The 22697-nt window shown below is 53.1% G+C and carries 19 protein-coding genes and 1 CRISPR repeat array; of the genes, 6 read left to right on the top strand and 13 right to left on the bottom strand.

The features are described 5' to 3' along the window. Positions 1–45: 45 nt before the first annotated feature. The 9 genes from ACW44H_RS12445 to cas3 all read right to left on the bottom strand — a co-directional run bounded on the left by ACW44H_RS12445 (position 46) and on the right by cas3 (position 12102). Positions 46–636 (bottom strand): DUF4202 domain-containing protein, encoded by a 591-nt coding sequence (locus ACW44H_RS12445; protein ID WP_457504791.1) that lies wholly within the window; start codon positions 634–636, stop codon positions 46–48. Between the two features lie 169 nt (positions 637–805). Further along, complete coding sequence (locus ACW44H_RS12440) at positions 806–1642, bottom strand: Rpn family recombination-promoting nuclease/putative transposase (RefSeq protein ID WP_457504790.1); 837 nt, start codon at positions 1640–1642, stop codon at positions 806–808. 230 nt (positions 1643–1872) lie between these two features. Continuing rightward, positions 1873–4276: direct repeats of the CRISPR family, unit length 33 nt; unit sequence GTTTCTATCCGCACGCCCCGGGCAGGGCGCGAC. 188 nt (positions 4277–4464) lie between these two features. Beyond that, positions 4465–4755 (bottom strand): CRISPR-associated endonuclease Cas2, encoded by a 291-nt coding sequence (gene cas2, locus ACW44H_RS12435; protein ID WP_113270882.1) that lies wholly within the window; start codon positions 4753–4755, stop codon positions 4465–4467. 18 nt (positions 4756–4773) lie between these two features. After that, positions 4774–5814, bottom strand: a complete 1041-nt coding sequence (gene cas1c / locus ACW44H_RS12430) for a type I-C CRISPR-associated endonuclease Cas1c (protein ID WP_457504787.1) — start codon at positions 5812–5814, stop codon at positions 4774–4776. 5 nt (positions 5815–5819) lie between these two features. After that, positions 5820–6458, bottom strand: coding sequence for a CRISPR-associated protein Cas4 (gene cas4, locus ACW44H_RS12425; protein WP_113270884.1), 639 nt, complete (start codon positions 6456–6458; stop codon positions 5820–5822). 10 nt (positions 6459–6468) lie between these two features. Continuing rightward, on the bottom strand, positions 6469–7338 hold the full coding sequence (cas7c, locus tag ACW44H_RS12420; RefSeq protein ID WP_457504785.1) for a type I-C CRISPR-associated protein Cas7/Csd2: 870 nt from the start codon (positions 7336–7338) through the stop codon (positions 6469–6471). Continuing rightward, complete coding sequence (gene cas8c / locus ACW44H_RS12415; protein WP_457504783.1) at positions 7335–9158, bottom strand: type I-C CRISPR-associated protein Cas8c/Csd1; 1824 nt, start codon at positions 9156–9158, stop codon at positions 7335–7337. The genes cas7c and cas8c overlap by 4 nt, the downstream gene beginning before the upstream one ends. Beyond that, positions 9155–9823 carry a type I-C CRISPR-associated protein Cas5c gene (gene cas5c / locus ACW44H_RS12410; RefSeq protein WP_457504782.1) on the bottom strand — a complete coding sequence of 223 codons (669 nt, stop codon included), beginning with the start codon at positions 9821–9823 and terminating at the stop codon, positions 9155–9157. Before cas5c ends, cas8c begins: the two co-directional genes overlap by 4 nt. A 26-nt stretch (positions 9824–9849) precedes the next feature. Further along, positions 9850–12102 carry a CRISPR-associated helicase Cas3' gene (gene cas3 / locus ACW44H_RS12405; RefSeq protein WP_457504781.1) on the bottom strand — a complete coding sequence of 751 codons (2253 nt, stop codon included), beginning with the start codon at positions 12100–12102 and terminating at the stop codon, positions 9850–9852. Positions 12103–12310: 208 nt separating this feature from the next. Between cas3 and serS the strand changes: the two genes are divergently transcribed. Next, positions 12311–13588, top strand: coding sequence for a serine--tRNA ligase (gene serS, locus ACW44H_RS12400; protein ID WP_457504779.1), 1278 nt, complete (start codon positions 12311–12313; stop codon positions 13586–13588). Here serS and ACW44H_RS12395 read toward each other — a convergent pair. Then, positions 13533–14375, bottom strand: a complete 843-nt coding sequence (locus tag ACW44H_RS12395; RefSeq protein ID WP_457504777.1) for an SIMPL domain-containing protein — start codon at positions 14373–14375, stop codon at positions 13533–13535. The genes serS and ACW44H_RS12395 overlap by 56 nt on opposite strands. A 190-nt stretch (positions 14376–14565) precedes the next feature. Between ACW44H_RS12395 and ACW44H_RS12390 the strand changes: the two genes are divergently transcribed. Further along, on the top strand, positions 14566–15663 hold the full coding sequence (locus tag ACW44H_RS12390; protein ID WP_113270890.1) for an AI-2E family transporter: 1098 nt from the start codon (positions 14566–14568) through the stop codon (positions 15661–15663). Positions 15664–15734: 71 nt separating this feature from the next. Here the strand turns inward: ACW44H_RS12390 and trxA are convergent, their stop codons facing one another. After that, positions 15735–16058 carry a thioredoxin gene (gene trxA / locus ACW44H_RS12385; protein ID WP_113270891.1) on the bottom strand — a complete coding sequence of 108 codons (324 nt, stop codon included), beginning with the start codon at positions 16056–16058 and terminating at the stop codon, positions 15735–15737. A 381-nt stretch (positions 16059–16439) separates the two neighbouring features. Here trxA and cysB point away from each other — a divergent pair, with 381 nt between their 5' ends. After that, complete coding sequence (gene cysB / locus ACW44H_RS12380; protein WP_113270892.1) at positions 16440–17414, top strand: HTH-type transcriptional regulator CysB; 975 nt, start codon at positions 16440–16442, stop codon at positions 17412–17414. Positions 17415–17417: 3 nt separating this feature from the next. On the opposite strand, the gene ACW44H_RS12375 is transcribed toward cysB, so the two are convergent. Then, complete coding sequence (locus ACW44H_RS12375; protein ID WP_457504775.1) at positions 17418–18038, bottom strand: phosphoadenosine phosphosulfate reductase domain-containing protein; 621 nt, start codon at positions 18036–18038, stop codon at positions 17418–17420. Positions 18039–18153: 115 nt separating this feature from the next. After that, on the bottom strand, positions 18154–19509 hold the full coding sequence (gene pabB / locus ACW44H_RS12370; RefSeq protein ID WP_457504774.1) for an aminodeoxychorismate synthase component I: 1356 nt from the start codon (positions 19507–19509) through the stop codon (positions 18154–18156). Positions 19510–19763: 254 nt separating this feature from the next. Here pabB and ACW44H_RS12365 point away from each other — a divergent pair, with 254 nt between their 5' ends. The 3 genes from ACW44H_RS12365 to prpC all read left to right on the top strand — a co-directional run bounded on the left by ACW44H_RS12365 (position 19764) and on the right by prpC (position 22665). Continuing rightward, positions 19764–20537 carry a GntR family transcriptional regulator gene (locus ACW44H_RS12365; RefSeq protein WP_457504772.1) on the top strand — a complete coding sequence of 258 codons (774 nt, stop codon included), beginning with the start codon at positions 19764–19766 and terminating at the stop codon, positions 20535–20537. A gap of 35 nt (positions 20538–20572) precedes the next feature. After that, on the top strand, positions 20573–21463 hold the full coding sequence (gene prpB, locus ACW44H_RS12360; RefSeq protein ID WP_457504770.1) for a methylisocitrate lyase: 891 nt from the start codon (positions 20573–20575) through the stop codon (positions 21461–21463). Positions 21464–21537: 74 nt separating this feature from the next. Beyond that, on the top strand, positions 21538–22665 hold the full coding sequence (gene prpC, locus ACW44H_RS12355) for a bifunctional 2-methylcitrate synthase/citrate synthase (RefSeq protein WP_457504768.1): 1128 nt from the start codon (positions 21538–21540) through the stop codon (positions 22663–22665). The last annotated feature ends 32 nt before the right edge of the window (positions 22666–22697 follow it).

Raw genomic sequence — 22697 nt, 5'->3', positions numbered from 1 at the left:
AGCGGCTGTCTGGCTGCATCTCACCGTCACGCTTTACGCTGTCGCTTACTCTGCGCCCAGCGCTTCTTTGACCAGCGCTAAGGAGGCGTCCGACATCGGCAGTGCGAGGGCTAGCTCGTGGGCGCGGGGTGACATTTTGCGCCACGTCATCTGCACAATACGCACCATGTGGTCGTGTTCGATCTTACGCGAGAAGTCGGCAAAGTAGTTCTCCAGAAATACCAGACAGGCGCAATCTTCCAGCGCTTGAACGTCAGGATCGCGGCCCAGGCCTTTTTTGCCAATTATCGTCGCTGCGCGGTCGGCCTCTTCGGCTGCATAGCCCGCATCGCGCATTAACTGGGCAGTAGTTTCGCCCGCTCGCTTGCCCTGGTCGCGTCGCCAGGTCAAATAACCCACACGCCCTTCGGGATACTCATCACGGGGCACTAGCCAGCGCTGCAAGTGCTGGGCACGCACGGCGAGGCGCAGTACCTCATCCGGAGCATCATGGACACGCTCTAGCCACTCACTCATGCGCTGGGCGTAGGCCAGTTCCTGGGGCATGGATGTGCCATCGGCGAGGTTAGTGGCGCGCGGATCCTCAGCATGCAGGGCGTCAATGGCCGCGAGCGTTTGATCAAAGGCAGTAGGCATGGTGGCAGTGCTCGGCGTCGAGTGAATAAGGACTAGGTTGCCGAGAAAACGTAGGAATCACAACTACAGTATGGAAGTAGGTACACGTAACGCTTATGGACAATGCAATTTTGAAAATTACATAACTAGAGACCTACTGCGGCCGGCCGCTTCACCGCTGGCCTGGAAACTAGCCATTGCGCAGGGCTTTAACCTCTGCAGTAGTCAAGCCTGACGCAGTGGCAATTTGGTCATCAGTTAGCACATTCATCTCAATGAGCTTCTGAGCGACGTTCTCACGGCCTTTTTCGATTCCACGCTGCTCTGCGTCGTTGATAAAAGAAACCTCATCACGCAAGGCGCGTTCACGGACAAAAGCGAGGCGGCGGGTTTCTTCATCGGCACTGAGTTGTTTGATACGGTTCATTGCCTTTTTTACAGGCTCGTGGGCAATATTAGCCATGGTCAATTCCTCCTGCCAATGTTTGAAAAAGGTGATCCATGCCGCAAGTGGGTCGGATGGGAGCCCTAAACGATCAGCCTTACTAAGTTCGATCAAATTCATTTGAAGAATGTTCCCGAGCGAAACATTGGGTTGGCATTCATCGCGCATTTCAAATCGCCATATGGCTTGTTCGCGTTGTTCCTCGGTATCTGTAAATAGATCAAAATCTAATAAATGCAGGCCTACTGAAGCCCTTAATTCTCGATAATCCTCACCTATGTTGAGTTGAGAACCAAGCATGCGGGTAAGATAAAATAATCCACGCTTGTGCCATGCGCCATAACGGCGTACCTGTATTTCCACATTATAGCAGTGACCACTACCATCACGCGCAAGCACATCAAGAATGATGTATTTTCCCGTTAGCTCGCTCGGTTCAATATTGGGATTTAAAATCTCTACTGAAGCTATATCGGGCAGGTCAGGACGGAGATCGTTAATCAAATTGACAAGTAGCTCAGGTGCTTCTGCGAAGAGTCGTTTAAACACATAGTCGTTAGTAGGATCGAGTAGTTCAGCCATAAATCACCTTGTTTGATTGATAAAATTTGATTAAGAAAAAATGGCAGGCGTTATGCGACTTAATGAGAGTCTTTAGCCTAGCCAACTTAGGTCATTTTTATAACCGCACGCCCCTAGCGTGGCGCGGCCTACCAGGATGCTGGCGAGCGCAGCGATTGCATGAGTTTCTATCCGCACGCCCGTGTGGGGCGCGACAAAACGCTGGCAAAGATCGCTAACCATCGCGCCAACTTTCTATCCGCACGCCCCGTGCGGGGCGCGACGCAGTCTCATCATTTAGCTCTACGCGCTCCCCATGGTTTCTATCCGCACGCCCCGTGCGGGGCGCGACTTTCGAGGTGGGCGTCTAATGCTGATACCCGGACAGTTTCTATCCGCACGCCCCGTGCGGGGCGCGACAGTCGATCATCGACAAGCACATGCTGGCGGCATTTGTTTCTATCCGCACGCCCCGGGCGGGGCGCGACGCACGTATGGCTGTTATTAAGCGTTGGCGTGATCTTGTTTCTATCCGCACGCCCCGGGCGGGGCGCGACTCAGTGCAGCGTTGCCAGATATCCGATTTGTAGGTGTTTCTATCCGCACGCCCCGGGCGGGGCGCGACGCAGTCTCATCATTTAGCTCTACGCGCTCCCCATGGTTTCTATCCGCACGCCCTGTGCGGGGCGCGACATTCACGGGCACACGTTCGACTCAAAGAAAGAGGCGTTTCTATCCGCACGCCCCGGGCGGGGCGCGACCGGACGGGCAGCACACACCTTGCCGCCCTGTTAGAGTTTCTATCCGCACGCCCCGGGCAGGGCGCGACCCGGCCGCTATAAAGCTTACCCTGGTGGATAATGTGGTTTCTATCCGCACGCCCCGGGCAGGGCGCGACGTTCAGGGCGGTGGCTTTGCGCACGCGCACGATTGTTTCTATCCGCACGCCCCGGGCAGGGCGCGACCCTGGCCGTGTGGTGCAAGTCGATCTACCCACGCTGTTTCTATCCGCACGCCCCGGGCAGGGCGCGACCATCGCGAAGAGGCGCCAGTGATTAATCAGGAATCGTTTCTATCCGCACGCCCCGGGCAGGGCGCGACCGCTCACTATCAGGGCGTGAATCCGCTTCATGTTGTTTCTATCCGCACGCCCCGGGCAGGGCGCGACGCTAGTTTCAGCCAGTGAGATAGCCACGCTTGAGTTTCTATCCGCACGCCCCGGGCAGGGCGCGACCGCTATCGCCGCCACTATCGTTCGCCTGTGAGTGTTTCTATCCGCACGCCCCGGGCAGGGCGCGACGGTTCAAACACCTACACCTCTACCGGATCCACGGCGTTTCTATCCGCACGCCCCGGGCAGGGCGCGACGCCGGATGCTCGACCTGATCGAGGCCGCGCTCGAGTTTCTATCCGCACGCCCCGGGCAGGGCGCGACGTTTAACTATTGGCGATACCGGGCGGGTGTAGGCGTTTCTATCCGCACGCCCCGGGCAGGGCGCGACCCACGGTAATGCTGGCTAACACGCTCACCAGTAAAGTTTCTATCCGCACGCCCCGGGCAGGGCGCGACGTGGGCGATATGAGCGCGGCGGTCCAGAACAGTATTGTTTCTATCCGCACGCCCCGGGCAGGGCGCGACATCATCAAGAATGGCATCGGCACCACCAACTTCTTGTTTCTATCCGCACGCCCCGGGCAGGGCGCGACTTATCCGCAGCGGCGGCCTTGAACTCCTCGGCAGGTTTCTATCCGCACGCCCCGGGCAGGGCGCGACTTGCGCTATATCATGCAGGGCAATATGGGCAAACGTTTCTATCCGCACGCCCCGGGCAGGGCGCGACCGCTGCTGATTCTTTTCGGGCATCATTACGCTGCTTGTTTCTATCCGCACGCCCCGGGCAGGGCGCGACGCTGTCAATGCCGCTGCGCTGTTCCATGACCCGGTGTTTCTATCCGCACGCCCCGGGCAGGGCGCGACGGCACTCTCCCGGCCTTACTGTAACAAGTGGCTAGCGTTTCTATCCGCACGCCCCGGGCAGGGCGCGACCCTAGCGTTTGCTTGGCATCTTCCCATAGATCAAAGTTTCTATCCGCACGCCCCGGGCAGGGCGCGACATGACCAAACAGATGTTATGATTGATGCATTGAACGTTTCTATCCGCACGCCCCGGGCAGGGCGCGACGTCAGATTAAAACGCTGATGGCGGGCGTAGACGAGTTTCTATCCGCACGCCCCGGGCAGGGCGCGACCCGCAACAAGTACGAGCGTGGTCATCAAGTACAGGTTTCTATCCGCACGCCCCGGGCAGGGCGCGACGTTTTTGTACCGGCGGCGGCGATCCAGGTAGAGCTGGTTTCTATCCGCACGCCCCGGGCAGGGCGCGACATGGTCGCTTGAAGCGGTTCAAGCTCGTTGGCAACGTTTCTATCCGCACGCCCCGGGCAGGGCGCGACGCTACGTGCTGGACAACCCCAAGCGTAAGCGCATCGTTTCTATCCGCACGCCCCGGGCAGGGCGCGACCCCATGCCAGCACGACGACGCAGGCGCAAGAACTGTTTCTATCCGCACGCCCCGGGCAGGGCGCGACGATCCACTCATTGTCGAACTGCATGCTGACAGGGTTTCTATCCGCACGCCCCGGGCAGGGCGCGACCGTTCTGTTTATAACATCATGAAAAATAAAAGCAAAAAGACATGCTTTTGCGAAACACAGAGCATTAACCGATTTTGCTGGGTGCAAAGGAGTAGACGAAAGAATTTATTATTAAAATCAATTTATTAAAGAGCTGCGAACCTGACGGGATTTGGCAAGACACTTAGGGTTCGCAAACAAGAGGAACATTAAAAAACTAAAGGGCCATTCATATCTAAGGCGGGCTTGGCACCAATATGTTCGATGCGGTTTTTCCAATTTCGGCCTAAGAAGTAAAAGCGTAAGCTGTCCACCTCGTCATCAATCAAGTCGATCAAGCGTTGACGAAAGCGTACCCATTGATCGGGATCTACTTCAATTTCAAACACGGAAAATTGTACTCGCTGCCCTACATCTCGACACGCTTTTGCTACTCGCCGCAGCCTGCCTTCACCGCCCTCTGAAGAGGTGCTGACATCGTAACTGACCAGTACCATCATGATATTGCCCCCAGTATGCTATTTCCAAAGGAAAGGTGGGTAAGCATCTAAGTCACCCCGCAGATGACGTGCTATTAATTGAGATTGCAGTATGGGCAGCATGCCTATAGGGGCTTTTTCATCAATAAACGTATGCAACAGCTCTTCACGCTTTCGCTCCTGGTAAGCAGTCAGCACCAGCTTGCGGGCATCATCTGTCATAACGACGCCATTGCTTTCAGTAATGTTAAAGTCTTTTTCGCGTAACTGACGGCGATTGATGAGCGACAGGGCTAGTCGATCACCCAACAAAGGGCGAAACTCTTCTGCGAGGTCAAGCGCAAGGCTTGGGCGGCCTGGGCGATCCCGGTGTAAAAAGCCCACGGCAGGGTCTAAGCCGACGCTCTCTAGTGCTGAACGGCAGTCGTGGGTGAGCAGCGTATACAAAAACGACAATAACGCATTAATGCGGTCTCTCGGCGGGCGTCGATTGCGGCCCTTAAACTCAAAGGCATCACCTTCTTGACGCACTAATAAATTGAAGACGCTGAAATATACTTGGGCGGCTTCTCCTTCTAGGCCCCGTAGCTCATTGGTTGTGGCAGGTTGCAGTAAATTACGTGCGATGCGACTTAGCCGGTCACGAGCCGCTTCCAGACGCTGGCGATCATGAGGTGGCATCTTGCTGCCGTAATCGCGAATGCCCCGGGCGAGAACAGCGCGCTGGTTATGGACTTTACCAATCAAAAGGCTACTGACTAGGCTCGAACAGGAAGCTTCGTTATCACTGACACGATATTGAGTGCGCCTGAGTAATACATTGCCAGAGACGGGGCCTTCAATACGCGCCAAGAATTTCCCGTTCGGTGACAGGTGGGTGATGGTAACGCCTTGTTCAGCGCAGAATCCCATTAACGGTGGAGACACAAGCACACGGCCAAAGCATACAAGGGATTCCAGCATATGAATGGGAAGCCTGGCGCGCTCTTTCCCTTCTACCTGCATGACAATATTGGCGCCTTCTTTTTTAAGCCAAGCACCTTCGGTGGTGATGTACAGTGAATTTAACTGTCGTCGCATTGGCGTTACTCATCCAGGGCATCAAGTTGGCGGGTAAGCCATTGGCTTGCGGAGCGCTGCTTGCTAAACACTTGAGGTTGGCAAATATCGACAAGGGAGCAGTGATCACACTTTTTGGCGTCGTAAATAGCTTGTGGCGTCTGCTGCTCATCAAAAATAGCGCGGGTTTGCTCAATAATACGATGAGTTAACGTGCGTAGCGTGGCATCAAAGACGACGTCTTTGCGCCGTCGTGTTTTGCCATAAAATAGGGCACCAGAGTCGATATGGATATCTAGCATCTCTTCCAGGCAGAGCGCCTGAGCGCAAAGCTGCACCTCATCCGCTCGGTGCGCTTTAGGTCGTCCGCGTTTGTACTCAATAGGCCGGACAGTCAAAGGTGATTGACGTTCATCAAACTCTACAACATCGGCAATACCGCTCAAGCCCAGCTCTTCACTTGCCAAAGGCAAGGCCATGGAAGTGTGTACGCCCCGGCGACGCTGATGCCCCAACTGGTCAGCGCGTTCATGTAATAAACGGCCTTCAGCGGTATAACGGTTTTCGGCCCATTGCTGCTCTACATGGATCAGCGCGCATTGGCGCGGGCAGAACAGCGTATGCTGCAGGGCCGAAAGCGGAATAGGGCGTGCCTCTTCTTCCATGGCGTTTCACCTATAGATGTTCTTCTACCGTCACACCAGACGGCAGTGACTCGCTGGCGATGTTGACTTGATAGTCGCTGTAGTGGCGTGCCGGTGTATCTTCTTTCCCCTCAACACGCTTCACTTGAACACTATCGAAGAGCACATGGGCGGGCGCGTTACCCATAGGGTGATCATGCTTGAAAACAACAAGTTTTCGGGTGGACATCTCACCACGCGCGGCAGAGCGGTCGTGTTCAAACATATTGATTAGAGAGCGCCATAAAAGAGCTAAATCGTCTTCTGAAAAACCGGTACGTTCAGCTAGTTTTGCAGAGACGTAGCCATGTACGCGGTATAGGCCATAAGGAATGATGTGCTTGCGCCCCATGGTGCGCTCTTTTTCAAGATCCTTTTCGTTGGTAACTGCCATACGGGTAATGGAGACTTCCATGGGTATGACGGGATCGATAGAGCTGGCAAAGGCCACCTGGACAGGGCCCCGTACTTGGCCGGAGTTTACTTCAGTTGTCATGACTGCGCCGAAGGTGCGCACGTCGAAAAAGTTATTGCACATCCATTCGGTTACTTGGCGCGCTTTTTCCGCTTCCTTGGGAAGCTTTTTAGATTCAGGTTTAATATTCAGCGCTTCATAGGCTTTTTTATGCTGGTTGTTGAGCACTGACTTTTCTTGCATATAGATGGCATAGCCAGCGTCTTGCTCTTTTTCGAGTGCCACGTAATTGCGAATTTTACGTTTTAGGCAAACATCCGTGATAAGCCCCTGGTTTGTTTCTGGGTCGAGCCGTGGCAAGTTGCCTGCATCAGGGTCGCCGTTGGGGTTGCCGTTGGTGACATCAAATAAAAGGACAAATTCGTAACGGTTAGCAATAGCGCTCATTCTGTGTCTCCCTGTTCAGATTGTTCATCGCTATTCGTGTTGTCTTTTTTAGCGAATCGCGTTTGTGATTGGTGGTAGTAACCAATGGCAAAACGGCCTTGCTCTTCGATGCGCAGACTACTTGGGAAGGTATCGCCTAGCCCATCAATAATTTGGCTGATTTCGCTTTCAATAGTGTATGCAATACCGCCTTTGTCTTTTTTACGCATGGATGAAAGGTGGTTCTGCACATTGCGCAGCAGCATAGGAAAAACGCTGGCGGGCGTAGCGGAGGCGGCACCGTAGTAGCGATCCTTAATGGTGGCATTTAACTCTCTACCAAGTGCGCCGCGTTGGGCGTTTTCTAATTCGGCAAATAAGCGGCCCAATAAGTAACCTGGATGAGTGGAGCTTTTATCAAGACTCACGGAAACCTCCTGTTTGTTCGAGTTTAAGTGCGTGGTTAAGCGAGCCTCTCGGGCTAACACCGCTTTGCAAAGTGCGACGCGTAAGCCGTTGATATTGCCATCACTGCGAAAACGCATAACAACACTGGTAAGTAGCGGTCGGGGATAGCGCTGCCCAGTGATAATGGCGCGCATCATTTCGCCAGCAAGCTGTGGCAGTACATCTTCTGATTTTGGTCGTGCGCCATGAATAGGCGCTGTTTGCAGGGTTAACCACCAAACGCTTGGGGCAATTCCCTTCCATGGCGCAGGCTGAATGTTTAGATCCCTATAATGTTGGGCATAATGCTTTGTTAACCGTTCCAGGCTATCTACCAGCCAAAAACGAATTGATAGCCTGGGGCCAGAGGGCGTAAGCCCAAGCACGCAAAATTGTGTTTCGGGTTCCAGTTCTGGTGCAACATCCTTTAATGGGCGGCCATCAGCCACTTGAGCAAGCAAAGAGCCTAGCTTGGTAGCTTCCTGTTCATCGCTGGGAGGTTGGTTGAGTATTGCGAAGAAGCTTTCCGCCGCTTTGGCTGCCTTTGATGTTTGCGCAGTTGCCCAGAAAACTACTGTGGTATCGGCTATTTGTAGGCGTTGTTGGTTGCTAGGTGATCGCCTTAAAAGATAGTTGAGAGCAGTCGTGTAGCCAAAGGCTGCATCTTCAGAAACCGGAGCATTCTCGCCTTGCTTTTTTCCATAGGACTCGAAGGCATCTTTATTGAAGGTCACGATAGATGCACCAGCCGTATGGGCACCTTCGATATTTTTGATAGAAGCATGAAGACGTGCAATAGGAGCCCATTTGCCAGTGACTAGGCAAAGACCTTTAGGTACGTCGTTTCCAAGAACCAAATTTTTCTGAATATCTTCAGCGGCTTCTGTCGCATGAATATGATATTTGTCTCCATCCAGACGCATAACAAAGTTTTTATCTAACATGTCGGATGAAAATAAGCCATCTTCGAACATTTCTGGTTTCCAGTGTGCAAGGAATGCAACAAATGCACGTAGACGCTCATTTTCAGTGTTCTTTAATAACTCTTGATGAAGTTTTTTAAACGCTTGGTGCTCTTTTTCAGAAATAATATGCTGCGGCATATCCTCAGTGGCATCTTTGTTTTTTTTGACTCCTAGCAAGTAAGAGGTTTTATCCCAAAGAAAAAAAGGCTTTGGGGTTGTACCTGGCCGCTTAAATGATTGAGGTACTTTTAAAGGTCGTGGTATTTGCCTACTCCCTTCTGATGACCCTATAAAATTAACCTGAATGGGTGTGCCTGACTGGTTTATAAGAATTTCATAGCTTATTTGCTCGGTACTAAAACCGGGCTGCGGTACTTTGTTTTCTTTGGAGAGCCGCTGATAGTAGTCATTGAGGGCGGTCAGTATCATGCGAGTGCCTCCTGGAAAGGAGGCACTTCAATCACGCCATCTTGCATCTTAGCGCGGAAAAATCGCGATGTTTTGCCGTTTGCAAAATCAATATCGTGCAGCATATAGCCAAGGTCTTTCTCACCGGTTAATGTTGGATCAAAAGAGGGGAGAGGCTGTTCTGGCTCAATTAGCTCAAAATTCGCCGGGAACTCGCGGGTGCCCATACAGGGGGTGTGAAAGCATTGACCTTGGCGGGCGCGGCGATTGAAAATATCCAGGTGTTTGCCGGGCGTATCGCTATCATCCGCACGTGGGGTAAATTCAAAGTGAGCCTCAATAACGTAAGCAACATTGCGTAAAATAGTGGCGGCGCGCTGTTGGCGGTTCTGGTCAACAAAATAGGCCACATCATCAACGCGCCCCGTTTTCATGGCCTTGGTTACAGAGGCAGCTGAGAGCTTGCCGCCGACTTCATTGCGCCGCAGCGACTCAAATTGAATTGGCTTGAGCACGTGAATACGGTCTACACACCAGCGAATGGCGGGTTTCCAGTGGATGGCTTCCAGAATGCCACGTGCCGCCGAGGGTGTAATCACATCATAGGATACACGCTCTACTTTCATCTCTGGCCGCGTAAAACAGGCCCTATCACCCCAGATATGTAGCCGAACCCCGTATGACATAATTGCTCCCTAATAATATTGTATGTTTACCACTGTAAGCTTTCTGCCCGCATAAAGGTTGGGTCGCTCCAGTTCAACCCTAGCGCGTCATCGTAGAGGTCTTCATTGACCAGTAGCATGAATTGGTCATTAAATTTATCCGGCTCGATAGGCGCAATGGCACCGACTTTTTCTAAGGCTCTAAAGCCGTTATGAGGCACTTGCACTGTATAGAGCTGCAGTTTTCGGGCGATGCCGCCAGGGCTTGTGGCAAAGGCGAGATCTTTAATCGCTTTGCGTGCGTCATCGTCTCTGGGAATAATGACACTCCGTTGATTGTTGTCGATGAGGCGAAATTTCTGTTCGAGGGTTTCAAAGGGCAGACCGTCAAGCCGCCCTTTTTCAATCAGCGAGAGCAGTTGGTGCTTGTCGAGTTGGTCAGGCCCTTGCTGCCAGTAAAGTAGCGTGAAATACGCCTCTATCGCTTCCAGCGAAAGCGGGTCGTGACCGTGTTGGCGTAGCACTTCACAGGTGGCTTGGGCGAATTGTTTTAGCTCGGGTGGTGGTGCCCACTCTTCATTCGCCGTGGCAAAAATACGCACTTCGCTTTCTTCAACGGTTCGTCTGCCTTCACGGTTACAGCGCCCAGCAGCTTGGGCGATAGAGTCTAGCCCCGCCTCGGCGCGAAGCACCCTTGGAAAGTCTACATCGACGCCAGCTTCTATTAACGACGTAGATACAACGCGGCATGGCTTGCCTTTTTCAAGCGTTTCACGAATATGATGTAAGACCTGCCGTCGATGAACGGCACACATGGCGGTAGTGAGGTGAAAAGCGCCTGGTTGCTCGGCAATGGATTCGTAAAGGGCTCTGGCATGGCGGCGATTATTGACAATGCACAGTACCTGTTCGACGTCTAACAGTTCGTCGCGTAATTGAGCGTCATCTAAGCTGCCGGTATGCCGTACTGTCACCCGCTTTAGTTCTCGGTATAGTTTTTTGGGATCGGGAGCTAGCTCCTCTACGCCTTTAAACCCACCCGCGAAGCTATGCTCTGCATCATCGGTTTCAATAAGGGCTGGTTGGGTAGCGGTGCAGAGCACAATGCTTGTGTGATAATTCAGCGCGAGTTCATCCAGTGCGGCAACGCTTGGGCGCAGCAAGGGCAGGGGCATTGTCTGTGCTTCATCCAGAATGACGACGCTACGGGCAATATTATGTAATTTGCGGCAGCGTGATGTTTTAGCGGCAAAGAGGCTTTCAAGGAATTGCACAGATGTTGTTACGATAATGGGTGCGTCCCAGTTCTCACTGTCGCGTCTGAGTTTATCAAGACTATCCTTGTCGCCTTTTGACGATTTTTCAGCATCAAAGGTGCTGTGGTTTTCGAGCACTGCATCAGCGCCATACTTACCCAACGCCTTCCGAAACACCGCAGCGTTCTGCTCGACGATGCTGGTAAAGGGAATAACGTAGATAACGCGATCCATGCCATGGGTGATGGCGTGATCCAGCGCGAAGGCGAGGGAGGCTAGCGTTTTGCCACCGCCGGTGGGCACCGTGAGGCTGAAACAGCCGGGTGTCATTCCTGCTTTATTACGTACTTCACGTAGGATATGCCCACGTAATTGGTTAATGCCTGTTTCGGTGTCGAAGGTTGCTAAGTGTTGATTCAGTGCTGCGCGAAGATGCGGTAGCGAAGCGCCGCCACCGCGTTGCTGTGCTAGGCCGCTTTCATGCTGGGCGTAGAAGGTTTCGGTATCAATGTAGTCTGCATCGACTAAGCATGAAAATAGCATTCTGGTGAGAAACGCGAGTTGAAAGAACCCCCGTTCTGGACGTTGGGTAAACGTGCCAGGAGGACGTAACTCCTGTGGAAGCGTAAGCGCATCTTGCCAAGCGTTATCTATCCCAGGGATATCTGCTTTAAGGCGTTCACTAAGCGGGGAGCGTTCGCCTGAATCACGGCCATTGGCAAGCCCCGCATGATGGCCCGCAATACAGTAGGCCAGTAGGTCACCGATCCCTCCTTTGAAGCGTTGTTTAGCGACAATAGCGCCTGCAGTTGAATGATCGACACGTTCCGGAGAGCCTTCCAGCCGCCGTTGAAAAGGCGCGCTGTATTTACCTAAATCATGTAAAAGACCCGCAGTATATCCAGCATCTGTCATACCAAAGCGATCAGCGCGTGTTGCCGCCATTTCGGCGACACACTGTAAGTGATCGTCTAGTGTTTGCCAGGCTTGCTTGTCTGTTTCTGGGATCGAGTGAGCGTAAAAGTGCGACGATTTAGGTGGCATTTGCATGGCTCAACATGATTAATTATTTAGTCACCTTAGCCTTAAAGTGTCCCCTTTTTCTATAGCTAAATGCTTGAACCGTGTAAGCCATTGCTTAGACCCTGAGGCCACCCATAGCCCCCACACGCGCTTTTGCCTACAATAGGTGCCTTTATGCACGTGCGTTGGCGCGTTGCTCTTATTGTTTTCAGGCCAAGGGACAGGATTCATGCTCGATCCGAAACTGCTGCGCGGTGATCTTGACACGGTTGCTCAACAACTGGCCCGCCGGGGCTTTGTGCTTGATAAAGCGGGGCTGCAGGCGCTGGAGTCGCGCCGCCGCGAGCTACAAACTCAAACCGAGCAACTGCAGAATGAGCGTAATATGCGCTCCAAAGCGATTGGTAAAGCCAAGAGCAACGGTGAAGACATTCAGCCGCTGTTGGATGAAGTCAGCGATTTGGGTGATCGCCTGGACAAAGCGAAAGTCGAACTGGCTGAGGTGCAGGAGGAGTGGGACGACGCCATTAGTGGTATTCCTAACTTGCCCCATGCAAGTGTGCCGGAAGGCGAAAAAGAAGCCGATAATGTCGAACTGCACCGCTGGGGCACGCCGCGGGAATTTGATTTCGAGGTGCTGGATCATGTCGATCTGGGTAAGAAGTCGGGGTATCTCGATTTCGAGCTGGCGGCCAAGATCACCGGCGCTCGCTTTGCGGTAATGCGTGGTCCGATTGCGCGCCTTCACCGGGCGCTGGCGCAGTTTATGCTGGATACCCAAACCGAGCAGCACGGTTACGAAGAGTGCTACGTGCCGTATATGGTCAACCGCGACTCGCTCATGGGTACCGGTCAGCTACCGAAGTTCGGCGAAGATCTGTTCAAGCTGGACGATGAGCGTGAGTACCATCTGATTCCCACTTCGGAAGTGCCTCTTACCAACTTCGTGCGCGATGAAATCGTTGAACTGTCGGCGCTGCCAATGAAGCTTACCGCACATACCCCCTGTTTCCGCTCTGAGGCGGGCTCACATGGCCGCGATACTCGCGGCATGATCCGTCAGCATCAGTTCGATAAGGTCGAGATGGTGCAAATCGTCGAGCCAGAGAAGAGTTACGAAGCACTGGAGGAAATGCGTGGCCATGCGGAGGCAATTCTGCAGGCGCTTGAACTGCCGTATCGTGTGGTGACGCTGTGCACCGGGGATATGGGTTTTGGAGCCACGAAAACCTACGACTTGGAAGTGTGGCTGCCTAGCCAGGAGACGTATCGCGAGATCTCGTCGGTTTCCAACTGTGAAGATTTCCAGGCGCGGCGCATGCAGGCGCGTTTCCGCCACCCGGATTCAAAAAAGCCACATTTGCTGCATACCTTGAACGGTTCGGGCCTGGCGGTAGGCCGCTGCCTGCTGGCGGTGCTTGAAAACCACCAGCAGGCGGATGGCTCGGTGACTATTCCTGAGCCGCTACGTCGTTACCTGGGCGGTGTGGAGCGTCTGTCCCTTTAAGCGCCCATTCAACGCTGACCCCGGCATCGATACGAATGGTGCCGGGGTTGTAATCACTGCTAACACCGGACTGGCTGGCGCCAGCGGCATCGCTCTCTGCCCGCATTGACATCATGCGTGGTTGGAAAATGGGCGATTGTGTTTCTTCGATACGCTGTACATGGCCTAGTTCGGCATCCAGGCTGTCAGCCATCAGGTTTGCCTTGTGCTGGGCTTTTTCCAGCGCTTTGACCAAGGCTTCGTCAGTGGCTGCATCGCGGTCTTGCAGGTCGAATTGCACGCCGTCCAGCGAGTTAACACCCGCTGCAATCAGGGCGTCTAGCACTTCGCTTAGTTGATCAAGGTCAGTGAGTTCGACGGTAATCGGTCGCTCCAGGCGTGTGCGCTGGAGGGTTTCGTGTTCACCATCGTCGTTGCGCTGACCTTGAACATGTTCGGGGTAGACATTCAGCGACCCCGCATTGATGGCATTGCGTTCAAGGCCCGTGGCTTCCATTTCTTCGATTAATTCGCTGGCGCGGGTTTCTAAACGCTCGCGCGCCTCACTAAGTGCGCTACTATCGCTCTCTTCCATGGTGGATAGGGCAGGGGTGTTTTCCCAGAGACGTGCATTCAAGGTGGCTTTGTCGGGCTCTACCTCAACCCACGACTGCGCTTGAACGTGCAGGCTGGGCGGCGCTTGGTGCGAAGGTGAAGCTTGAGCTAGAGGAGCACTGAGCAGTGCCAGAAGGGCGCCACCTAGCAGGCCGTATCGTAGTCGTTGAGCACAAAGCAGAGTCGTTGGCATAAGTTACTTCCTTGATAATGGAGGCTAAGCGCCGCCATGTAGATGAATAAGAAGACTTTGTTTGGAAGCGTAGAGGAAAATAAAGTTCAGCACTAAAGAGTAGACCTAAAACAGTTGCTTATTGTTTGCACGGTTTGTGCAATATGACGAATGCAGCCATTATAGATGGATAACACGCTAGGGAAGGATTATGTCGAAATTGTCGGACGAGGATTACCGCAGTATTCCACTCAATGCCACCTTGGCACTCGCCGCGCTGGTGGTGATTATTGCTGGAATGAAAGTCGGCGCTGACTTGCTAGTGCCGTTGCTGCTGGCAATATTTATTGCGGTCGTGTGCACCTCACCCGTGCAGTGGTTGCATCGCTGCGGCTTGAGCATGCGGGTGTCGGCATTTCTGACGTTGATGGTATTACTGGCGTTTATATCGCTTATTGGCCTACTGGTAGTTAATAGTTTTAGTACTTTTTTGACGGCGTTGCCGGAAATCGAGTCGCGGCTTTATGAGCAATATTGGGACTTGCTTAATGCGCTGTCTTCACGCGGATTGGCGATAAATCCTGACCAGATCAATTCACTATTTGAAGGCGAGGATGAAGGCTCGTGGATGCCAGCGCTATTGGGCCAGCTTGGTAACTTCTTCATGCAGAGCATTATTGTCGGCCTGCTGGTTATCTTCATGCTGTTCGAGACGCTTAACGTGCGCGAAAAAATCTCTCGTGCACTTGAAAACCCCGCACCTAGCTTAAAGCGATTCAGTGAATTTAGTTTAACATTGAAGCGCTATTTGGCCGTTAAAACCATGATCAGTCTGGCAACAGGGGCGCTCGTTTGGCTCTCTTGCATGATCGTAGGCGTGGAGTTTCCTTTGCTGTGGGGCGTATTAGCCTTTGCACTCAATTTTATTCCCAATATTGGTTCAGCGTTAGCCGCGATACCCCCCGTGTTGTTACTGCTGATTGCACAAGATGGCGGCCCTTTTCAGGCGCTGCTACTGGCTTCTGCTTATCTAGTGATCAACTTTGTACTTGGCAATCTGATTGAGCCAAGAGTCATGGGGCAAGCGCTCGGGCTCTCGACGTTTGTGGCGTTTCTATCACTGGTAGTGTGGGGATGGATCTTTGGTGCGGCGGGGATGCTGCTTTCAGTGGTGCTCACGATGACGCTGAAGATTGCTCTGGATAGCCACCCGCAGACGCGTTGGATTGCTCGGTTGTTGGGGCCTGGAAGGCAACGCTTAAAAAGGAGCCCGGCGAGCGATCCAAAACTGCCGCCGTGGAAGCGCTGAAGTTAAGATAGGAAGTAGTGAAAATATTACCGCCGACAGAGTCGGCGGCTTTTGCAGGTTAGCTGCATTCATCAAGCGTTTTGTTCGATGAACTGCGTCAGTTGAGATTTAGATTGTGCACCAACCAATGAAGCGACTTTGGTGCCGGATTTGAACAGCATTACAGTCGGGACGCCGCGTACCCCTTGTTCGGCAGCAATTTCAGGTGCGTCATCTACGTTGACGCTAACCACTTTCAGGTTGTCCTGGCGTTCAGCAGCCACTTCATCAACGACCGGGGCCATGACTTTGCACGGGCCACACCAAGGCGCCCAGAATTTCATTAGCACAGGCTGTTCAGCGTTGAGGACTTCTTGCTCAAAATTGGCGTTGGTGACATCAACATTATTAGCCATTTGCTTCTCCCGTTTGCGTTGCTCTTACTGTTTCGTTGCCTCAAATGGAGCAACGGTCATTACGCGATTAATTAGCGCTCTATCACCGCGCCTCATGTCTATCGCGATAAGCGTGGGCAGATGTTAGCGGGCGCGAAGGTTGCTGGCAAATTTCACGCGTGGTGATTTAACTGAATAGCAGAAATTACTGGATGCTGGTAGGGAGATTTTTTTATAATATAAAAGTATTGTTAGTGTGATTTTTATTCTATTTAGTGCTGGGGCTGCCGTATCGCTAACACAGCCTTTCAGACACATTGTATTAGCTACACATGGTGGTACGTCAAAGTGCGGCTTGCGTGGTTTGCATGAACCTGAATAGACAATAAATAAGGTGAGGATATGAAGCTACAACAGCTACGCTATATCTGGGAAGTCAATCGTCATAACTTGAACGTCTCAGCCACAGCGCAAAGTTTATTTACCTCACAGCCGGGGATCTCCAAACAAATTCGGTTATTGGAAGATGAGCTTGGCGTTGAGATTTTTGCCCGCAGTGGCAAGCATCTCACCCGCGTAACGCCAGCCGGACAATCCATTATCGATCTGGCAGGGCAAGTGCTGCGCCTAACCGATAATATTAAACAAGTAGCCCAGGAGCATAGCGACGAACGCCGTGGCAGTTTGGCCATTGCCACGACCCATACTCAAGCCCGCTATGCGCTGCCGCCTATTATTAGCGAATTTACCTTAAAATATCCTGATGTGGCGCTGCATATGCAGCAGGGCACGCCAAAGCAGATCGCTCAAATGGTCAGTGAAGGACAGGCGGATTTTGCCATTGCGACTGAGTCGTTAGAGTTATTTACCGACTTGGTGCTATTGCCGTGCTATCGCTGGAACCGTTGCGTACTGGTACCTAAGGGGCATCCTTTAGCAACGCATCAAGGCCCGTTAACCCTTGAGGCACTCGGTGAACACCCTATAGTGACCTATGTCTTTGGATTTACCGGTCGTTCTCAGTTAGATGACGCCTTTAAAGCCAAGGGGTTAACGCCTAACGTGGTACTGACGGCCGCCGATGCGGACGTGATTAAAACCTACGTGAGGTTGGGCATGGGGGTTGGTATTGTGGCCCATATGGCCGTCGATGAGGCACTCGACGATGATTTGGTGGCACTGGAGGCCAGTCATTTGTTTGCCAGTTCTACAACCAAAATCGGTATTCGCCGTGGCACCTTTATGCGCGGCTATATGTATGACTTCCTGGAGCGCTTTGCACCCCACTTAACGCGCGACCGTGTAGATGAAGCGCTAACGGCAGGCCCGCGTCATGAGCAGTCTCTGTTCGATGATCTGGACCTGCCTGAGTATTAATCGTTAGTGTTGTAAATGCAGACCGCATTCGCGCTTTTCTTCTACCTTGGTGGGGTCAAAATAGTCGAAATTGTTAGGCAGGTTATGCGCTTGTAAATACTGGTACATCTCCTTAGCGCTCCACTGCAGAAGTGGCGCTACTTTTAGAAGCCCGTCGGTGTTGCGGCTAACCGGCTGCATTTTGGCGCGCTCCGGCGTGTCTTCGGCGCGTAGCGCGGTGAACCAGACATCGGGCTGCATTTCACGCAATGCACGCTCGAAGGGTTCAAGCTTAACCTCCTGCGTAAAGGCCGCATGGCGTGGGTCGTCTATCCCAGGCATGGGGCCATCCAGCGCTTCGCGGTGGGCGCGGGTGCGCCGGGGCACAAAGCTCACGATATTCAGATTCAGCTGTTGTATCACCTCGTCGGCGAACTGATAGGTTGCCTCGGTGTTGTAACCGCTGTCCATCCAAACAATGGGAATGTCCGGGCGCACTTGGCTAACCATGTGGAGAATGACCGCCTCAAAGGGGCGAAAGTTAGTAGTACAAATTGGGCGTGAACCCTGGGCCAGCGCCCATTCAACTAGGCCTTGGGGATTATTAGCAAAGTCGCGGTTTATCGCTTCAAGCGCTGAGGACATGTCGCCTCCTATTAATAGGTAAAAGTCAGCCCTAGGCTACCAAACCCAAGCCATGTTCCCCCAATACCGTTTGGTTAGGCTTTTATATTCCTTTTTGACTTATAATTTACGCCGCTTATTCCAAAGCGCTGATGAGATGGCGGATTTTATCCAATGTCTCGGTGTACTCTTCGTCCGCTTGAGAGTCTGCCACCAAGCCTCCGCCGCCCCACACATGCAATCTTCCCGCTTCGGCAACCATGGTGCGAATAGCAATTGACGTATCCATGCTGCCGCGTACATCGACATAGCCCAGGCTGCCGCAATAGACACTGCGCTGGCAGGGTTCTAATTCATCAATAATCTGCATGGCGCGAATTTTGGGTGCGCCAGTAATTGAGCCGCCGGGAAATGCCGCCTTGAGAAGTGCCAGTGGCGTATAGCTGTCGGCGAGTATCCCTTTTACCACGCTAACCAGGTGATGCACGTTCGGATAGCTTTCTAATCGGCACAGTTGCGGCACGGTAATGGAGCCAGGCTGGCACACTCGCCCAAGATCGTTGCGTAGTAAATCAACGATCATCACATTCTCAGCGCGATCTTTTCGGCTGTTCAATAACTGCTCCGCTAGCGCCTGGTCTTCTTCAAGTGTCGCCCCGCGGGGGCGAGTGCCCTTGATGGGCCGTGTTTCAACCTCGCCGTTGCGGCATTGAATAAAGCGTTCTGGCGAGAGAGAGAGAACGGCCTTGTCATCCCAGGCCATAAAACCTGAAAAGGGCGTGGGGGTTGCTTGACGTAACCTTAAATACGCCTGCCATTCATCCCCCTGATAGTCGGCATAGAAGCGCTGAGCCAAATTGATCTGATAGCAGTCGCCTTCCCGAATGTAACATTGCACAACGTTAAAGCGGTTGATGTATTGGGCATGGCTAAGCTCGGCTTTGAAGGCGCTATTTAAAGTAAAAGAGCTAGTTTCTACTGGCGCCTGGGTCAGCCAGTCCTCTACCTGCTCACGGCGTTCCGGTGTGGCGATTAACCATGCCTGCTGGGTCACGTGATCAAGGGAAATACACCAGTCATAAAGCCCTAGCCGTGCGTGAGGTAATAAAACGGCTCTCGCTTGAAGGCTGGAGATAGCTTGTGATTCGCGGCCTAAATCATAGCCCCAATAACCAATTAGTCCGCCTAGAAAGGGCAGTTCACTGGGTTCGTTTGGGATATCAAGCTGGTCCAGTAACCATTGCTGAAGCGCAAATGCATCGTTGGATAAAGACAGCGGGGGGCTGAGCTGGTCCGACAAGAGCTGGGCATTGCCATCACTGAACACTTCCAACATGGCAATGGGGTCGCTACTGATGATGTCAAAGCGGCCGGTAGCAACCGGGCGGCCACTGTCAAGCAATACCGCGCCGGGTCTGGCGCGCAGGCAAGCGAATACTCCCAGGGGGTCGGGTGAGTAGGGCAAGGGAGTTATCGTCAACGCCTTGTTCATTAAGCAAATGCCTGGCCAGGTAAGGGCGAGCCATTTTAGAGGGGCGTAGACAATGACACCAGCGCTAACCTTTGACGCCTTTCTCACGTACCGCTAGAGGACTACCTACCATTAAGGGCTAATTGTTGACAGGCTAAGGCGGATTTCGCCTGCGAGTACAACGAAAGGCGTATAAAATCGGTAAACGAGGTTAGTTGACGGCTCAATTGGCACGCGCTAGAGTTTGCTTACTTTCCAATTGTCGACAATTAATCATGGCAACACTTGCTTCTAACTCGCTAACAGCCGCCAATGTTTTATCTGAAACAGAGGGGGGTGAGGCTACCCCCCCTGAGACAGCTGTGCCCGAAGTACGCACGCTCGCAGAGCGGGTATTTCATCAGTTGCAGGATGCCATCGTGCGCGGCGAACTCGCTCCCGGCAGTAAAATTACCGAGCCCGGACTATCTAAAACCTACGGTATTTCACGAGGGCCGCTGCGCGAAGCGATGCGACGCCTTGAAGCGCACCGATTAATTGAACGCGTTCCTCATGTGGGCGCGAGGGTGGTTCAGCTTTCCATGAAAGAGCTTTTAGAGCTCTTTGACCTGCGTGAAGCCTTAGAGAGCATGGCTGCCCGGCTGGCTGCAGAGCACATGTCGCCCAATGAAATTCAAGGGTTGCGTGATGTATTGGCACTGCATGAAGGCCAAGCGGACCTGAAGCGTGGCGAAGCCTACTACCAGCGTGAAGGTGATCTCGATTTTCATTACTGCATCGTTCAGGGCAGTCATAACAAGATGTTGATGAACCTGCTATGCGACGATCTTTACTACCTTGTGCGTCTTTATCGCACCCAGTTTAGTGCCAGCGGCACACGACCGCAGCGTGCTTTTGTGGAACACCACCGTATTGTGGATGCCATCGAAGCGGGAGACGCAGAGTTAGCCGAGCTATTGATGCGACGCCATGTTAGCGCCTCACGTGCCAATGTGGCGGACCGCTATGCGGCGACCCTCGCACAGACAGCTTTAACATCAGAAAGTTAAAACATAACTAAAATTAACAACAGGAGTAACTCCTCATGTCCCAGATGACTCCCGGTGCGCGTTTTCGGGCTGCGCTAGAGGCGAACCGGCCACTGCCGATCTTAGGCACTATAAATGCGTACACTGCGCTGATGGCCGAAAAAGTGGGCCACCAGGCAATTTATCTTTCCGGCGGCGGTGTTGCCAACGCTTCCTTCGGCTTGCCGGATCTGGGCATGACGACCATGAATGACGTCGTCGAAGATGCCCACCGTATCTGCGGTGCCACCGAGCTGCCGCTGCTGGTGGATATCGATACCGGCTGGGGCGGCGCCTTTAATATCGCCCGCACCGTTAAAGAGATGCAGCGTGCCGGCGTGGCGGCGGTGCATATGGAAGATCAAGTCGCCCAAAAGCGTTGTGGCCATCGTCCCAACAAGGCGATTGTTACCCAGCAAGAAATGGTGGATCGCATTAAAGCGGCAGCAGATGCCAAGATCGACCCCGATTTCTATTTAATTGCCCGCACTGACGCTTTCCAAAAAGAGGGGCTTGATGCGGCCATTGAACGCGCCAACGCCTGCGTAGAGGCGGGTGCTGATGCTATTTTTGCCGAAGCGGTCCACACGCTGGATGATTACAAAGCTTTCTGTGAACGGGTCAATGCGCCGATTTTGGCCAATATCACCGAGTTCGGCGCTACGCCACTGTTTACCCAATCTGAGTTGGGCGACGTTGGCTGTCGCATGGTGCTTTACCCGCTCTCTGCGTTCCGAGCCATGAACGCAGCGGCGCTTCAGGTCTATCAAAGCATCCTCGACAACGGCCATCAAAAAGACGTCGTGCCACTGATGCAGACTCGCGACGAGCTCTACGATTTTTTGAACTACCACGACTTTGAACAAAAGCTCGACGCACTGTTTGCCGAACAGGGCGACGACCAGTAAGCCAAACGCCAGTTAACGTTCGATCATATTTGAAAAACACAATTTAAAATAAAAGCAGTAATAGGAGACACACCATGGCTGATAAACCCGTGACAGGTGCAGGACTGCGTGGTCAGAGCGCCGGTTCCACCGCGCTGTGTACGGTAGGCAAAACCGGCTCAGGCCTGACCTACCGTGGATTCGATATCAAAGAGCTCGCCGAAAAAGCTAAATTCGAGGAAGTCGCTTACCTGCTGTTAAAGGGCAAGTTGCCCAACCAGGATGAGTTGGACCACTACATAAGCAAGCTGAAAAGCCTGCGTGGGCTGCCCGATGCGCTGAAAACAGTGCTTGAGCAAATTCCTAAAGATGCGCACCCGATGGATGTGATGCGCACCGGCACTTCGATGCTGGGTAATCTTGAGACCGAGGAAAACTTTGATCAGCAGCAAGACGTCGCCGACCGGTTGCTAGCGGTGCTGCCCTCGATTATCTGCTACTGGTATCGCTTCTCGCACGACGGCGTACGCATTGATACCGAAACGAATGATGATTCAGTCGGCGGCCATTTCCTCAATATGTTGCGCGGCGAACCTGCCTCTGAACTGCATGCGCGGGTAATGAACGTCTCGCTGATTCTTTACGCCGAACACGAGTTCAACGCCTCTACCTTTACTGCTAGGGTGTGTGCCTCGACGCTTTCCGATATGCACTCCTGCGTGACCGGGGCGATCGGTTCCCTGCGCGGTCCACTGCATGGCGGCGCTAACGAAGCAGCCATGGCGATGATCGAAGATTGGCAGTCGCCGGAAGAAGCGGAAAGCAAGATCATGGGCATGCTGGAGCGCAAGGACAAGATCATGGGCTTCGGTCACGCGATTTATCGCGAATCCGACCCACGCAACGAGATCATCAAGCACTGGTCCAAGAAGCTCTCAGACGATGTCGGCGACAAAGTGCTTTATCCGGTTTCTGAGCGAGTCGAAGCGGTCATGTGGCGTGAGAAAAAACTGTTCTGCAACGCAGACTTTTTCCATGCCAGTGCATACCACTTCATGGATATACCCACCAAGCTGTTTACACCGATTTTTGTTATGTCGCGGCTGACTGGCTGGGCGGCCCACGTATTCGAACAGCGTGCCAACAACCGCATTATTCGTCCTAGTGCCGATTACACCGGCCCCGAGAAGAGCGAGTGGGTGCCGATAGAAGCGCGAGACTGAACCGCCTTGCTGCCCGGTGACTTGGACGCCGG

It is taken from the genome of Vreelandella sulfidaeris Esulfide1 (assembly GCF_054072535.1).
Note: the sequence above shows the minus strand (reverse complement) of the source record. Positions and strands in the feature narration are given on the sequence as shown.

Coding starts and splice junctions, on each gene's coding strand:
- cysB (WP_113270892.1), top strand. CDS start 16,440: ATGAAGCTACAACAGCTACGCTATATCTGGGAAGTCAATCGTCATAAC.
- cas8c (WP_457504783.1), bottom strand. CDS start 9,158: ATGATACTGACCGCCCTCAATGACTACTATCAGCGGCTCTCCAAAGAA.
- cas2 (WP_113270882.1), bottom strand. CDS start 4,755: ATGATGGTACTGGTCAGTTACGATGTCAGCACCTCTTCAGAGGGCGGT.
- cas5c (WP_457504782.1), bottom strand. CDS start 9,823: ATGTCATACGGGGTTCGGCTACATATCTGGGGTGATAGGGCCTGTTTT.
- ACW44H_RS12440 (WP_457504790.1), bottom strand. CDS start 1,642: ATGGCTGAACTACTCGATCCTACTAACGACTATGTGTTTAAACGACTC.
- ACW44H_RS12390 (WP_113270890.1), top strand. CDS start 14,566: ATGTCGAAATTGTCGGACGAGGATTACCGCAGTATTCCACTCAATGCC.
- cas7c (WP_457504785.1), bottom strand. CDS start 7,338: ATGAGCGCTATTGCTAACCGTTACGAATTTGTCCTTTTATTTGATGTC.
- cas1c (WP_457504787.1), bottom strand. CDS start 5,814: ATGCGACGACAGTTAAATTCACTGTACATCACCACCGAAGGTGCTTGG.
- serS (WP_457504779.1), top strand. CDS start 12,311: ATGCTCGATCCGAAACTGCTGCGCGGTGATCTTGACACGGTTGCTCAA.
- ACW44H_RS12395 (WP_457504777.1), bottom strand. CDS start 14,375: ATGCCAACGACTCTGCTTTGTGCTCAACGACTACGATACGGCCTGCTA.
- prpC (WP_457504768.1), top strand. CDS start 21,538: ATGGCTGATAAACCCGTGACAGGTGCAGGACTGCGTGGTCAGAGCGCC.
- pabB (WP_457504774.1), bottom strand. CDS start 19,509: ATGAACAAGGCGTTGACGATAACTCCCTTGCCCTACTCACCCGACCCC.
- prpB (WP_457504770.1), top strand. CDS start 20,573: ATGTCCCAGATGACTCCCGGTGCGCGTTTTCGGGCTGCGCTAGAGGCG.
- ACW44H_RS12375 (WP_457504775.1), bottom strand. CDS start 18,038: ATGTCCTCAGCGCTTGAAGCGATAAACCGCGACTTTGCTAATAATCCC.
- trxA (WP_113270891.1), bottom strand. CDS start 16,058: ATGGCTAATAATGTTGATGTCACCAACGCCAATTTTGAGCAAGAAGTC.
- ACW44H_RS12365 (WP_457504772.1), top strand. CDS start 19,764: ATGGCAACACTTGCTTCTAACTCGCTAACAGCCGCCAATGTTTTATCT.
- cas4 (WP_113270884.1), bottom strand. CDS start 6,458: ATGGAAGAAGAGGCACGCCCTATTCCGCTTTCGGCCCTGCAGCATACG.
- ACW44H_RS12445 (WP_457504791.1), bottom strand. CDS start 636: ATGCCTACTGCCTTTGATCAAACGCTCGCGGCCATTGACGCCCTGCAT.
- cas3 (WP_457504781.1), bottom strand. CDS start 12,102: ATGCCACCTAAATCGTCGCACTTTTACGCTCACTCGATCCCAGAAACA.